Annotated in this window: 12 protein-coding genes; 10 read left to right on the plus strand and 2 right to left on the minus strand. The window is 73.5% G+C overall.

Annotation, left to right across the window (positions count from 1 at the left end; translation table 11 throughout):
• Nucleotides 1–133 precede the first annotated feature (133 nt).
• On the plus strand, nucleotides 134–937 hold the full coding sequence (locus ACFVXG_RS33915; protein WP_387933138.1) for a thioesterase family protein: 804 nt from the start codon (nucleotides 134–136) through the stop codon (nucleotides 935–937).
• A gap of 58 nt (nucleotides 938–995) precedes the next feature.
• Here the strand turns inward: ACFVXG_RS33915 and ACFVXG_RS33920 are convergent, their stop codons facing one another.
• The gene (locus tag ACFVXG_RS33920; RefSeq protein WP_387933140.1) at nucleotides 996–2321 is read right to left on the minus strand and encodes a radical SAM protein; all 1326 of its coding nucleotides are present in this window, start codon (nucleotides 2319–2321) and stop codon (nucleotides 996–998) included.
• A gap of 574 nt (nucleotides 2322–2895) precedes the next feature.
• Between ACFVXG_RS33920 and ACFVXG_RS33925 the strand changes: the two genes are divergently transcribed.
• Together ACFVXG_RS33925 and ACFVXG_RS33930 are read left to right on the plus strand one after the other, a co-directional pair.
• Nucleotides 2896–4254 (plus strand): family 2 encapsulin nanocompartment cargo protein terpene cyclase, encoded by a 1359-nt coding sequence (locus ACFVXG_RS33925; protein ID WP_387933142.1) that lies wholly within the window; start codon nucleotides 2896–2898, stop codon nucleotides 4252–4254.
• 63 nt (nucleotides 4255–4317) lie between these two features.
• Complete coding sequence (locus ACFVXG_RS33930; RefSeq protein WP_387933144.1) at nucleotides 4318–5196, plus strand: geranyl diphosphate 2-C-methyltransferase; 879 nt, start codon at nucleotides 4318–4320, stop codon at nucleotides 5194–5196.
• Nucleotides 5197–5323: 127 nt separating this feature from the next.
• Here the strand turns inward: ACFVXG_RS33930 and ACFVXG_RS33935 are convergent, their stop codons facing one another.
• Nucleotides 5324–5977, minus strand: a complete 654-nt coding sequence (locus tag ACFVXG_RS33935) for a dihydrofolate reductase family protein (RefSeq protein WP_387933146.1) — start codon at nucleotides 5975–5977, stop codon at nucleotides 5324–5326.
• Between the two features lie 279 nt (nucleotides 5978–6256).
• Here ACFVXG_RS33935 and ACFVXG_RS33940 point away from each other — a divergent pair, with 279 nt between their 5' ends.
• The 7 genes from ACFVXG_RS33940 to ACFVXG_RS33970 all read left to right on the plus strand — a co-directional run bounded on the left by ACFVXG_RS33940 (nucleotide 6257) and on the right by ACFVXG_RS33970 (nucleotide 12054).
• The gene (locus ACFVXG_RS33940; RefSeq protein WP_387933148.1) at nucleotides 6257–7336 is read left to right on the plus strand and encodes a phosphatidylinositol-specific phospholipase C domain-containing protein; all 1080 of its coding nucleotides are present in this window, start codon (nucleotides 6257–6259) and stop codon (nucleotides 7334–7336) included.
• Nucleotides 7337–7383: 47 nt separating this feature from the next.
• Nucleotides 7384–8571: a DUF6183 family protein gene (locus ACFVXG_RS33945; RefSeq protein ID WP_387933150.1), complete on the plus strand. Its 1188-nt coding sequence runs from the start codon at nucleotides 7384–7386 to the stop codon at nucleotides 8569–8571.
• Nucleotides 8572–8701: 130 nt separating this feature from the next.
• Nucleotides 8702–9094, plus strand: a complete 393-nt coding sequence (locus ACFVXG_RS33950) for a ribonuclease (protein WP_387933152.1) — start codon at nucleotides 8702–8704, stop codon at nucleotides 9092–9094.
• 156 nt (nucleotides 9095–9250) lie between these two features.
• Nucleotides 9251–9601: an isomerase gene (locus ACFVXG_RS33955; RefSeq protein WP_350508800.1), complete on the plus strand. Its 351-nt coding sequence runs from the start codon at nucleotides 9251–9253 to the stop codon at nucleotides 9599–9601.
• Between the two features lie 126 nt (nucleotides 9602–9727).
• Nucleotides 9728–10276 carry a hypothetical protein gene (locus ACFVXG_RS33960; RefSeq protein ID WP_387933154.1) on the plus strand — a complete coding sequence of 183 codons (549 nt, stop codon included), beginning with the start codon at nucleotides 9728–9730 and terminating at the stop codon, nucleotides 10274–10276.
• Nucleotides 10277–10345: 69 nt separating this feature from the next.
• Nucleotides 10346–10861 (plus strand): hypothetical protein, encoded by a 516-nt coding sequence (locus ACFVXG_RS33965; RefSeq protein ID WP_387933155.1) that lies wholly within the window; start codon nucleotides 10346–10348, stop codon nucleotides 10859–10861.
• Complete coding sequence (locus ACFVXG_RS33970; protein WP_387933156.1) at nucleotides 10861–12054, plus strand: MAB_1171c family putative transporter; 1194 nt, start codon at nucleotides 10861–10863, stop codon at nucleotides 12052–12054. Before ACFVXG_RS33965 ends, ACFVXG_RS33970 begins: the two co-directional genes overlap by 1 nt.
• The last annotated feature ends 379 nt before the right edge of the window (nucleotides 12055–12433 follow it).

The raw sequence follows: 12433 nt of genomic DNA on the forward strand, positions 1-12433 counted from the left end.
GGCTGGGGTGTGGGGCGCATCACAGCTCCCCGGCCCGTTCGGGCTCCTACGATCGAGATCGCGGACGTCGGCCACGCCGGGACCGGCGCCCGCCCGGCACCACCCCGCCATCCGGCCCGAGGAGAAGCGCACCGTGACCACCCCCACCGCCGCGCCCGACAGCTACTACCAGCGCACCGGGGAGCGGCAGTTCAAGCCCACCGCCCACGCCCAGGGCGCCTGGCACCCCGACGAGCAGCACTTCAGCCCGGTGGGCGGGCTGATCGTCCACGCGATCGACCGCCACCGCGCCGGGCGCCCGGCCGACGGCCTCGCGCTGGCCCGGGTCAGCTTCGACATCCTCGGCCTGATCGCCCTGGACGAGCTGGAGATCACGGTGGAGACCCTGCGCCCCGGCCGCACCATCGAGCTGGTGGAGGCGGTCGCCTCGGTCGCCGGCCGTGCCGTGGTCCGCGCCCGGGCCTGGTTCCTGGCCGAGCAGGACACCGGTGCGGTGGCCGGCACCCACGACGAACGGCTGCCCGCCCCCGAGGAGTTCGAGGCCTGGCCGATGAGCGAGCAGTGGGCCGGCGGCTACATCGCCTCGGTCGAGGTGCGCCGCCGCTCCACCGCCCCCGGCCGGGCCGCCGCCTGGCTGACCACGCCGCTGGAGCTCGTCGCGGGGGAGGCCGCGAGTCCGCACGCCGCCTTCATCGCCCTGGTCGACACCGCCAACGGCATCGCCGTCCGGGAGCAGCCCACCGAGTGGATGTTCCCCAACACCGACCTGACCGTCCACTTCCACCGCCGCCCCGGCGGCGGCTGGACCGGCCTGGACACCAGCGTCAGCTTCGGCCCGTCCGGCCACGGCGTCACCAGCACCGTGCTGCACGACGTCCGCGGACCGGTGGGCCGGGCCGAGCAGATCCTCACCGTCCGTCGGCAGAACGCCGGTTGACGGCTGTTGACGGCGCTGGTGGCTGCTGCCGGGGGCAGCGGCCACCAGGAGACACTGCTCAGCCCGGCAGCGAGTCCATGAAGGAGCTCACCGAGAAGACCGCCTTTCCGGGCCCGGCCGGTCCGTAGCCGGGCGGGGAGGAGAGGCCGAACTCCTCCAGGGTGGCCCGGTAGGCCTGCAGCAGCCGGATGTGGTACTCCAGCGGCGCGCCCTGGGGGTTGGCCTTGCCCAGCGGGGTGGTGGGCTCGGGGCACCAGGTGGTGAAGCGCGGCACCACGCCGTGGGACATGAAGAAGCGCAGCCCCTCCCGGGTGGAGGCGATCGCCTCGTCGACGGTGGTGAAGCCGAAGGGCTCGGCCATCTCCACGCCCGCCACGAAGTTGGGGATCACGTTCTCCGGGCCGAACACCTCGGTGGAGTCGAGGATCCGGCGGTGCCACTCGTCCCGGCCGACGTAGCGCTCCTTGCCGGGGCAGTAGAGCTCGAACAGCCGCTTGTCCCACACCTCGAAGTTGGGGTGGTAGATCTTCACGCCGTAGTCGTGGAAGCGCTGCACGTCGTCGCGCGGCAGCGCCTGGGCGACCACCTTGCCGATCCAGCGGTCGGGGAAGCGCTCCTCGATGGCCTTGGCGTACTGCCCGTAGAAGTCCGCCTCGTCCCGGCCGCCGACCTGCGAGGTGATCGCGCCGCCGGTGAGGGTGTACGCCCGGGAGGCGAGGGCGGTGTCGTGGCGGTCGATGATCTCCAGCGCCTCCAGCACCTCCTCGACCGGCTTGACCCCGGTGTACGGGCGCCCGGCGGCCTTGTGCTGGCGCCAGTTGTGGTTGATGTCGCAGTACTGGCACTCCTCCTTGGCGCCGAAGTACTGGCAGACCCGGAACACCGTGAGGTAGATCAGGTAGCCCCACTGGATGGTCGGGGCGACCTCCATCACCGACTTCCCGTTGGCCAGGGTGTGCCGGTAGTAGTCGGGCATCGGCGGCAGGCCGACGTCGGCGATCCGCGCGCCGTCCAGGTAGAGGCCGAGCGTGCCGTCCCCGCCCGCGCGCACCCGGTACGGCGAGTCCGGGTTGACCCGCACCGACACCACCGTGCGGCGCAGCCCGTACGGTCCGCCGGTCAGCACGACCTCCTCCGGCGGCCGGTTCAGCGCGGCCGCGCCCAGCTCGGGCAGGGTGCGGTGGTCGAAGGAGAAGATGAAGTACGACTTCGGCTTGACCTCGCCGCCCCCGTCGACACCGGTGCTGCCGCTGAGGGCGGACTCGTCGAAGGCCATGCCGCCGCGCAGCAGGTCCTCCTTGATCACCGCCTCCCGGGGCACGTCGGGGAAGCGCTCCATGAGGTCCTCGACGACTTCGGTGCGGCTGCGGGCCTGGCTCTCCATGCGCTCGTCTTCCTTCCCGGCCGCGTTCCTCTCACGGCGCCCCGCCCATTCTGCTCCCGCTTACGCGGACGCCCGGACTCCGGCCCGCCCGGCGTCGTGCAGCGGGCGTCGGGGCCGGCGGACCGGTTCCACGAGCCGTGGACGTCGGGCTCCCGATCGGTCGGTCCGCAATCGAACGGTCCCCGCCGCGGCGGGCGCAACGCCGTCGGGCGGCGCGGGACACGGTTTTTGGCGGCAGGTTGACGCGGCGTGCGGAGCGGGCGGGGCCGCCGGGTGCGGAACCGCAGCCCGGGGCACGGGGCGGACCGATGCATGACAGGGGCCTGGCCAAACGCCGTCAGCCGGAACGTTCACCCTATCGGGTGTAGAAGATCGTCCGTTGCGATCCGGAACGGGCTTTCGCGCCTACGGTTGGGAACCGAGCGAGACGGGGCCCGCGGCGTGGAGTTCCCCGTCGCGGCGGGCGAGATGACGACCCGTCACACCAGGCGATCCCCCTCAGAGGAGGCTCCATGCCCCTGCGCACCAGAACGGGCACACCACCCGGGCCCGTCCACGCCCCGGCGGTGGGCCGATGAGCTCCCCGGCGATCGACCGGATCCTGCGCGGTCCCACCGGACTGGGCACCTCCGGGCTGCAGTTGAGGCCGCCGACGTCGGCGCCCGAGGTTCCGGCCGCTGAGGTGCCCGTGGTCGAGGCTTCGGCGGTCGACGCCCCTGAGGCCGAGGCCCCTGCGGTCGACGTCCCGGCCGTCGAGGCCGCGCTGGTCGAGGCGGTCGCGGCGGAGGCCGTGGCAGCCGCGGCCGCGGTGTTGGAGGCCGTCCTCCCCGACGTCCAACTGCCCTCCGCCCCCGCCTCGCCGTCCGTCCCCACCCTGCCCGCCGGCCCCGCCCTGACCTTCGGCGTCCCGTCCGCCGCGGCCGCCGCCGCGCCGAGCGGCGGCAAGCCCAAGACCGGCGACCCCATCCCCGGGCTCTACCACCACCCGATCGCCGAGCCCGACCCGGTCCGGGTGGAGGCGCTCAGCCTCAAGATCAAGGCCTGGGCGATCGACGAGATCGAGCTCTACCCGCCGGAGTGGGAGAAGGACTTCGACGGGTTCTCCACCGGGCGCTACATGGTGGCCTGCCACCCCGACGCGCCGAGCGTCGACCACCTGATGCTCGCGGCGCGCCTGATGGTCGCCGAGAACGCGGTGGACGACTGCTACTGCGAGGACCTCGGCGGCTCGCCGGTCGGCCTGGGCAGTCGCCTGCTGCTCGCGCACACCGCGCTGGACCCGCTGCACACCACCCCGGAGTACCACCCGGCCTGGGAGGCCTCGCTCTCCGAGGACGCGCCCCGGCGCTCGTACCGCTCGGCGATGGACTACTTCGTCCGGGCCTCCACGCCGTCCCAGGCGGACCGCTTCCGGCACGACATGGCGCGGCTGCACCTGGGGTACCTGGCCGAGGCCTCCTGGGCCGAGGCCGAGCACGTGCCGGAGGTGTGGGAGTACCTGGCGATGCGCCAGTTCAACAACTTCCGCCCCTGCCCGACGATCACCGACACCGTCGGCGGCTACGAGCTGCCCGTCGAGCTGCACGCGCTGCCCGCGATGCAGCGGATCATCGCGCTGGCCGGCAACGCCACCACGATCGTCAACGACCTGTACTCGTACACCAAGGAGCTCGCCAGCCCGGGGCTCCACCTGAACCTGCCGACGGTGATCTCCGAGCGCGAGGGCGTCTCGCGCCAGGAGGGCTACCTCAAGGCGGTCGAGGTCCACAACGACCTGATGCACGCCTTCGAGGCGGAGTCGGCCGCGTTGGCCGTCGCCTGCCCGGTGCCGACGCTGGTGCGCTTCCTGCGCGGGGTGGCCGCCTGGCTCGACGGCAACCACTACTGGCACCAGACCAACACCCACCGGTACAGCCTGCCCGACTTCTGGTAACGACCGAGCCGGCAGTCGCCCGTTTTCCGATAACCAGCTATGAGACCAATGGAGTTGACCCCCATGTCCCTGACCGACGACCTCACCGCTTCCGGCAGCGCCATCCCCGGCCCGGCGACTCCGTACCAGAGCGACATCGCGCGCTACTGGAACAACGAGGCACGCCCGGTGAACCTGCGCCTGGGCGACGTCGACGGCCTGTACCACCACCACTACGGCATCGGCGAGATCGACCAGGCGGCGATCGGCGACCCGGCCGACAGCGAGCGCGAGAAGAAGGTCATCACCGAGCTGCACCGGCTGGAGTCCGCCCAGGCCGACGTCCTGCTCGACCACCTCGGCGACATCCGGGCCGAGTCCACGCTGCTCGACGCGGGCTGCGGCCGCGGCGGCTCGATGGTCATGGCCCACCAGCGCTTCGGCTGCCGGGTCGAGGGCCTGACCCTCTCCACCCAGCAGGCGGAGTTCGGCAACAAGCGCGCCGCCGAGCTGGGCATCGGCGACTTCGTCCGCTCCCGGGTCGCCAACATGCTCGACATGCCGCTGGAGAACGGCTCGGTGGCCGGCTCCTGGAACAACGAGTCCAGCATGTACGTCGACCTGCACGACCTGTTCGCCGAGCACTCCCGGGTGCTGGCGGTCGGCGGCCGCTACGTGACCATCACCGGCTGCTGGAACCCGAAGTACGGCCAGCCGTCGAAGTGGGTCTCGCAGATCAACGCGCACTTCGAGTGCAACATCCACTCCCGCCGCGAGTACCTGCGGGCGATGGCCGACAACCGCCTGGTGCCCCAGGCCGTCATCGACCTGACCCCGGACACCCTGCCCTACTGGGAGCTGCGGAACACCACCTCGCTGGTCACCGGCATCGAGGAGGCGTTCATCGAGTCCTACAAGGACGGCTCCTTCCAGTACGTGCTGATCGCGGCCGACCGGGTCTGAGTGCGGTTGACCGGGATCGACCGGGCCTGACCCCGGACGCCGGACGGACGGGCGGCCTCCCCGCGCAGCCGCTGCGCGGGGAGGCCGCCCGTCGGCCTGTGACCACCCGGCCGTCAGCCGGTGCCCGTCAGGCGCGGTCGCGCCGGGTGAAGGTGAGGTGGGTGACCCCGCTCGGGCTGCTCACCGCCTCGGTGTCGAAGCGCTCCTCCAGCCCCTCCAGTCCGGCCCACAGCGACTCGCCCCGGCCCAGCACGATCGGCACCACGACCACGTGGAGGTGGTCGATGAGGTCGGCCTCCAGGAAGGCCCGGACGGTGCGCGGACCGCCGCCGATCCGGACGTCCAGCCCGCCGGCCGCCTCCCGGGCCTGCCGCAGCGCCTCCTCGGGGGAGGCGTCGATGAAGTGGAAGACCGTCCCGCCCTCCATCTCCAGGCTCGGGCGCGGGTGGTGGGTGAGCACGAAGACCGGGGTGTGGAACGGCGGGTTCGGCCCCCACCAGCCCCGCCAGTCCTCGTCCTCCCACGGGCCGCGCTGCGGGCCGAACTTGTTGCGGCCCATGATCTCGGCGCCGATGCCGTCGGCCCAGGTGCGGGCCATCGCGTCGTCCACCCCGGTCTCGCCGGTCTCCTTGCCCTGCATCCGCCGGAAGGTGCGGGTGCCGAAGAACCATCTGTGCAGCCGGTCGGTGGCGTGCCCGAAGGGCTGTTCCATGCTCTGGCCCTCGCCGGTGCCGTACCCGTCGAGGGAGATCGAGAAGTTGTGGACCCGGACCAGGGACATGCTGCGGCCTCCGCTGCTCGTGGCTCTCGGGCGGCCACCCGGGGCCGCCCGCTCGCGGGCCACGCTAGCGCCCGGGTCCGACAGATCTGACGCTCCGTCACCGACGGGCGTGGCGCGTCAGGGGAGGCAGCGGCTCCTGAGGCGGGGCCCGCGCCGAGCTGGTGAAACCGTCACGATATCGTCGTGCCTTCTTCACGAGGCGCACGTCCAGTCCGGCGATGCTGCCTCCGGCGGCGCGCACCGGCGGCCGTCGTGACCATTCCCGGGGGGACGAATCCGATGACCGTACGCCGTACCCTGGCCGGCCTGTTGGCCGCCGGCCTGCTCGCCACCGCCGCCGCCCTGGTGCCCGCAGCGGGCCTCGCGGCCGCCGACACCACCGACACCGGCGCCGGCGACCTGCCGTTCGGCTCGGCCACCACCGTCGGCCTGCACAACACCTACGAACCGGCCGCCTACCCGTACCTCGCCCAGAGCCTGGACACCGGCACCGGCATGATCGAACTCGACCTGTGGACCGACGTGGTCACCCACGAGTGGAAGGTCAGCCACGCCAACCCGCTCGGCAACTCCAACAACTGCACCGCCGCCGACACCCCGGCCCAGCTCTACGGCGGCGGCACCAACAAGAACCTGGAGCACTGCCTGGACGACGTCCGGGTCTGGCTCGGCGCCCACCCGGGCGCCGGACCGCTGGTGATCAAGCTGGAGGTCAAGGGCGGCTTCGCGGCGAACCTCGGGATGGGCCCCGAGCAGCTGGACACCCTGATCGCCGCCCACCTCGGCAACGCGGTGCTGCGCCCCGCCGACGTGCTGGCCAAGCCCGGCGGCGGCTCCTACGCCACCGTCGACGAGGCCGTGCGGGCGGGCAACTGGCCGAGCCGCTCGGCCCTCGCCGGGCGGGTGCTGCTCTACGCGATCCCGGGCACGGTCGAGGAGCACAACCCCTTCGACACCCTGCACACCGACGTCGAGTACGGGCGGCACCTGCGCGACCTGGCCGCCGCCGGCCGGATCGGCAAGGCCCAGCTGTTCCCGGCCGTGCACGGCGCGGCGGGCGGCGACCCGCGGAGCAAGTACACCGGCGCGGACGCCGGCCTCCGCCCCTGGTTCGTGGTCTTCGACGGCGACGCCGCCACGTACCTCAACGGCATCGACACCGGCTGGTACGACCGCTCGCACTACCTGCTGGTGATGACCGACGCCCAGAACGTGGCGCCGAAGATCAGCGCCACCGACCCGACCGTCGACCAGGCCCGCGCCCGCACCGAGCAGCTGGCCCGGGCGCACGCGAGCATCGTGTCCAGTGACTGGCGCAAGCTGTCGCCGGTGCAGTCCCTGGTGCTGGCCCGGGGCTGACGGGCGGCCGGCCAGCCGGTCTTCCTGCCGGTCTAGGCTTCGCCCTCGTGGCGAAGACGATCGAACAACTGGTGGCCGGCCTGGCCGGGACGTACCAGGTCAGCGAGGTGTGCGTGCTGCTGGACGAGCACCTGGAGCGCGGTGACACGGCGTACCACGTGGAGGTCGGTGCCGCGCTGCACCGCCGCTACGGCTCCGCCTGGGCGGGTGCCGAGCACGACTACCTCTACGAGCGCATCCTCTGGGACGTGGCCACCAGGCCCGGGCGGGTGCACGTGGAGCGCGCGCTCGAGCTGAAGCTCGCCGTCAGTTCGCGCATCGGTCGGCCGGTCCGGCGGGCCGCCGCCGTGCTGGCCGAGTACCAGCCGCTCGGGGCGCTGGCCTGGGTGTTCGCGGCCCCGGCCGACCATCCGCGGGTGCCGGAGGAGCTGCGGGCCCAGCTGCTGCAGGAGCTGGTGCTGCGGGGCGCCCCGGTCGCGAAGCTGCCCGAGGCGCGGGCCTGGGCGGCGGCCTCGCCGTACTGGTCCGGACACCCGTTCGCCCGGCTGCCCTGGACCCTCGACCCGATCGAGGGCAAGCCCGTCATGCCGCACTACTCCCGCGGCGGGGTCGCGTGGGGCGTGCCGTACGGGCTGCCGAAGGGCACCCGGATCGCGGCGGCCGGCCGGGTGGCGGTGGAGATCGGGGCGGACGAGCCCGGGCTGACCGTCGCCGTGGAGGCTTGGGCCCGGCGGTTCAACGGGCAGCTCGAGGCGGCGGTGTTCGAGGCCGAGCGGCCGGTCGCGCCGGAGGAACTCCCGGGGACGCTGGCCGGGTTGCCGATGGACTGCATGTCCGGGGCGGGCTGCCGCGGCCCCCTGGGCGGCGTCCCCGGTGTGGACGACGCCGACGGCGGGGCGCACGCCGCGCACATGGCGGTCGTGCCGACCACCGCCGCCGAGGTCTGGCGCCAGCTCTTCGCCGCCGCCTCCAGCGGCAGCGGGGACGAGCGCGAGTGGCGGTACGGCGGCTACGGCCGGCTGGCGGCCTGGCGCTCCCTCGCGGCGATGGTGGGCGCGGGGCCGGAGGACCCGGTGGCCGAGGTGGCGCGCCGGGCGGGGGAGTGCGCCTGGTACGGCTTCACCATGTGCGGCGACTGGTTCATCTGCGACGACCTGGACCTCGGCTTCGCCGTCCTGGACGCCGGGCGCCGCCGGCTCGCGGTGCTCGCCGGCACGGACTACCACGGCGGCTGACGGCCGGGTCACGTGCCGGCCGGGTCAACTGGCGGCCGGGTCAAGTCATCGACGGATACGGCGAGTTGACCGGAGATGAAAACTCCGAACGGGGCTTCCGGGGAGCCCCGGGGCTCGCCATCCTGTTGGCATGACCAGAACTCTACGCGCGTGGAAGACCCGTGCCGCCGCCGTCGCCGTCGTCTCCCTGGCCACCCTGGCGCCCGTCGCCGTCGCCACCGAGGCGCAGGCCGCGGTGAGCGGCAAGGTGTGCGTGTCGGCCCTGCCGTCCCAGGCCCGGACCACCCTCAACCTGATCGCCCGCGGCGGGCCGTTCCCGTACTCCCAGGACGGCGTGGTGTTCACCAACAAGGAGCACGTGCTGCCGTCCCAGCGGTCCGGCTACTACCACGAGTACACCGTAGTGACCCCGGGCGCGCCGACCCGCGGCACCCGCCGGATCGTCACCGGGCAGCGCTCGCAGGAGGACTACTACACCGGTGACCACTACGCGACCTTCCGCCTGATCGACTTCGGCTGCTGACTCCATACGTCGCCCCGCTTCCGCTTCCGCTTCGGGCCCCGGCCGCGCGCCGGGGTCCGTTGCCGCTCTGTTGCCGTTCCGGGGCCGTGCCCGGTCGGGCTCCGGGACCGGCGCGATAGGGTCGGCGCTGCCCACCCGCGCACCCCGGAGGACCTTGTGCCGCAGATCCTGGTCGACCACTCGGCCGAACTCGCCCTCGACCGGTCCGGCCTGGCCGCCGAACTGCACAAGGCGGTCACCGAGGTGATCGACACCACGGTGCCGGAGTGCAAGACCCTGTTCCGCCCGGCCCCGCACCACACCGTCGGCGACGGTACGAGCGGCGAGGCCGTGGTGCTGGTGGAGTTGAAGATCCTGGCCGGCCGGAGCACCGCGCAGCGCGCCGAACTGACCGCCCGGGTGCTCGAGGTGCTGCGCTCGCACGTCGCCGGGCCGGCCGCGATCGGCGTCCAGGTCACCGAACTCGACCGCGACACCTACCGGTTCGTCCACCACCCCGGCCGCTGAACGTCGGTTGCCCGCCCCCGTCCCGCGCCCGCCCGTCCGGTGCCCGGAACCCCGTCCGCCCGGTGTCCGCTACCGGCCGGTCGAACACCGACGGTATCGTGGCAGGGTCGTGGAGGGGGGACGTACATGGTGAAGTCGGCAGCGGGCGACGGAACGGGCGGGCCGGAGCAACCGGGGGAGCGCGCCTCGGCGATCGCCCGTCGGCTGGACCGGCTGATGGCCCGTGAGGCGGCCAGATCGGGCGGACGGCCCCCGGCCTACCGCGAACTCGCCGACCGGATCAACCGCCTGGCGGGGCGGGACGTCATCTCCCGTGACACCGTGCGCAACCTCCACCTCGGCCTGAACCAGAAGGGCCAGGCCTGCAACCCCACCGTGGACACCCTCGACTGGCTGGGCCGGGGCTTCGGGATCGGCGCCGGCGCGAGCTACTTCCTCGACGACGCCAAGGCCGCCGTGGTCGACGGGCAGCTCGACCAGCTGGAGCGGATCGCCGAGTTGCGGCAGGCGCTCGGCAACGACGGGGTGGTCAACCTGGTCAAGCGGGCCTCCGCGCTGTCCGACGGCAGCCTGCGGGTGCTGCTCTCGCTGGCCGACAACCTGCGCAAGCTGGAGCAGGACGCGGCCGACGAGGGCCCCGTCGGGCGGGAGGCGGGCCCGGCCGACGCCAACTGAGCGGGAGCACCGCACCACCACCCCCCGACCGGCTCCCGCCCGCCCCCGCTCCGAAGGAACACCCCCGCCTTGGCCTTCCCCCGTGGCCTGCGCCGACGCTGCGAGCAGCGGCTCTCCGGCCTGAGCCTGCCCGCCCCGTTCACCGTCGAGGGCTTCCGCGCCGCCCTGGAGCGCGAGCGGGGCCGCCGCATCGTCATGGAGCCGCTGCCCGCGCTCGGCCCCGACCTGCCCTGCGGGCTGTGGATCGCGCTGCCCAGCATCGACGTCGTCTACTACGAGGAACGCACCAGCCCCGCCCACCAGGACCTGATCAAGCTGCACGAGCTCGGCCACGTCCTGTGCGGCCACACCGGCACCCTCGAACTCTCCCGGCTCACCGCGCTGCTGCCCGATCTGACGCCCGAGCTGATCGCCCAGCTGATGGGCGCGGGCCGCACCAGCTACCACACCGCCGAGGAGCAGGAGGCCGAGATGATCGCCCTGCTGCTCGCCGACCTGGTCGGCACCACCACCGACCCGGTCTCCGACCGCCTGGCCGAGAGCCTGCTGCACCCGATACGCCAACCCCGGTGGAGGAAGTCCTGATGCGCCCGCTGTTCACCTGGCTGATGCCCGCGCTGATCTGGGGCGTCGTGCTCTGGCGGGCCCCCACGGCCTTCACCACCCGGGCCAACCGCGCGCTGTGGGCGGTCTTCACCACGATCGCCCTCGGGCTCAGCTGCCGTCCGTCGCTCGTCGAGCACGCCCTGGGCGACCTCACCGGGATCCGGGACGTCACCCAGCTGCTCAAGCACCTGGCCGGCGTCGCCGCGGCGTACTTCCTGCTGGAGTACGTCCAGGAGGTGCGCCACCGCCCGGAGCGCCCCGGTGCCGCCCGGCTCCGGCTGCTGCTCACCGTGGTCGCGGGCGTCGCCCTGAGCCTGCTGTTCGTCTTCGCCCTCCCGCACGACGCCGACGGCGCCTTCGGCATCGACGCCCACTTCGGGGACCCGGGGGTCAAGGCCTACCTGTGCGTCTTCAACACCGTCTTCGCGCTGGCCAGCGCGCGGGCGATGGTGCTGTTCTGGTCCCACCGGGAGGCCGTCCCGCGCGGGGCGCTGCGGGTCGGGGTCACCTGCCTGGCGGCGTCCGGGGCCACCGGCCTGCTGTACACGCTGTACCGGTACTGGTTCACCCTCGCCAAGGGCGACTCGACCGCGTTCGACGCCGCGGGGAAGCCGATCCCGCTCCAGGACACGGCCAGCGAGGTGCTGCCCGCACTGATGCTCGTGCTGCTCGTCCTCGGCGTCGCCGTCCCGCCCGCCCGGGCGGTGTTCGGCTACCTGCGCGACCAGTACGCGCTGTGGCGGCTGCACCCGCTCTGGGCGGACGTGGTGGCCGCCGTCCCCCAGGTGGTGCTGGGCACCCCGAGCAGCCGCCTGCGGGACGTGCTGACCGTCCGCGACCGCTCGGTCGACCTCGCCCACCGGGCCTTCGCCATCCGGGACGCCGCCCTGGTGCTGCGCGAGGACGGCCCCGGGGCCGGGTGCGCCCTGGCCTGCGGGGACACCCTGGCCGCCGAGTGCGTACCGGCGCCGGCCGCCGGCGAGGACCTCGCCCTGGTCGAGGCCCGCTGGCTGCGGGCCGCCGTCCGGCACCGGGCCCGCGACCTCCCCGCCCCGGCCCCGCCGGCGGCCCTGGCCGCGACCACCGGCGGCCGCACCCCGCGCGAGGAGATCGCCTGGATGCTCGCCGTGGCCGCCGCCTACCACCAGCTCGGCGCGGACGAACGCGCGTAGTCACGCGCAGCCATGCTCAACCACCCGACCCGACCGGCCCGTTGACGGACCGACCGACCGGTCGTCGACTCTTTTCGCCAGTCAGTCCGGCCCCGGAGGTGCAGTTTTCGCCCTTCGGCGATTATGATCGTCAGCGCAGCGGGGGCGACCCGCCGATACCGACAGGGGGCCGGAGGATGCGCAGCACGGGCGACAGCCGAGTCGGTCACGGGCGCGGCGCCGGTGCGCCGGGGGACGTCGGAGGGGCCTCCCGGTGGCACCGCCGCGCCTGTGACACGGGTTGGAGCTAGCGGGTCGCAGGGCCCGTCCAGCACGTGGGTGTCGGACGGCCGGGTCGCCGGTACGGCTCGCGCTCCCGTCCCACGGGGGTGGGCGGGAG

The organism is Kitasatospora sp. NPDC058162 (genome assembly GCF_042884005.1).
GTDB lineage: Bacteria > Actinomycetota > Actinomycetes > Streptomycetales > Streptomycetaceae > Kitasatospora.

What these genes read in the sequence shown, in the direction of transcription:
- ACFVXG_RS33925 (WP_387933142.1), top strand. Translation starts at nt 2,896, where the DNA reads ATGAGCTCCCCGGCGATCGACCGGATCCTGCGCGGTCCCACCGGACTG.
- ACFVXG_RS33920 (WP_387933140.1), bottom strand. Translation starts at nt 2,321, where the DNA reads ATGGAGAGCCAGGCCCGCAGCCGCACCGAAGTCGTCGAGGACCTCATG.
- ACFVXG_RS33935 (WP_387933146.1), bottom strand. Translation starts at nt 5,977, where the DNA reads ATGTCCCTGGTCCGGGTCCACAACTTCTCGATCTCCCTCGACGGGTAC.
- ACFVXG_RS33970 (WP_387933156.1), top strand. Translation starts at nt 10,861, where the DNA reads ATGCGCCCGCTGTTCACCTGGCTGATGCCCGCGCTGATCTGGGGCGTC.
- ACFVXG_RS33930 (WP_387933144.1), top strand. Translation starts at nt 4,318, where the DNA reads ATGTCCCTGACCGACGACCTCACCGCTTCCGGCAGCGCCATCCCCGGC.
- ACFVXG_RS33960 (WP_387933154.1), top strand. Translation starts at nt 9,728, where the DNA reads ATGGTGAAGTCGGCAGCGGGCGACGGAACGGGCGGGCCGGAGCAACCG.
- ACFVXG_RS33940 (WP_387933148.1), top strand. Translation starts at nt 6,257, where the DNA reads ATGACCGTACGCCGTACCCTGGCCGGCCTGTTGGCCGCCGGCCTGCTC.
- ACFVXG_RS33950 (WP_387933152.1), top strand. Translation starts at nt 8,702, where the DNA reads ATGACCAGAACTCTACGCGCGTGGAAGACCCGTGCCGCCGCCGTCGCC.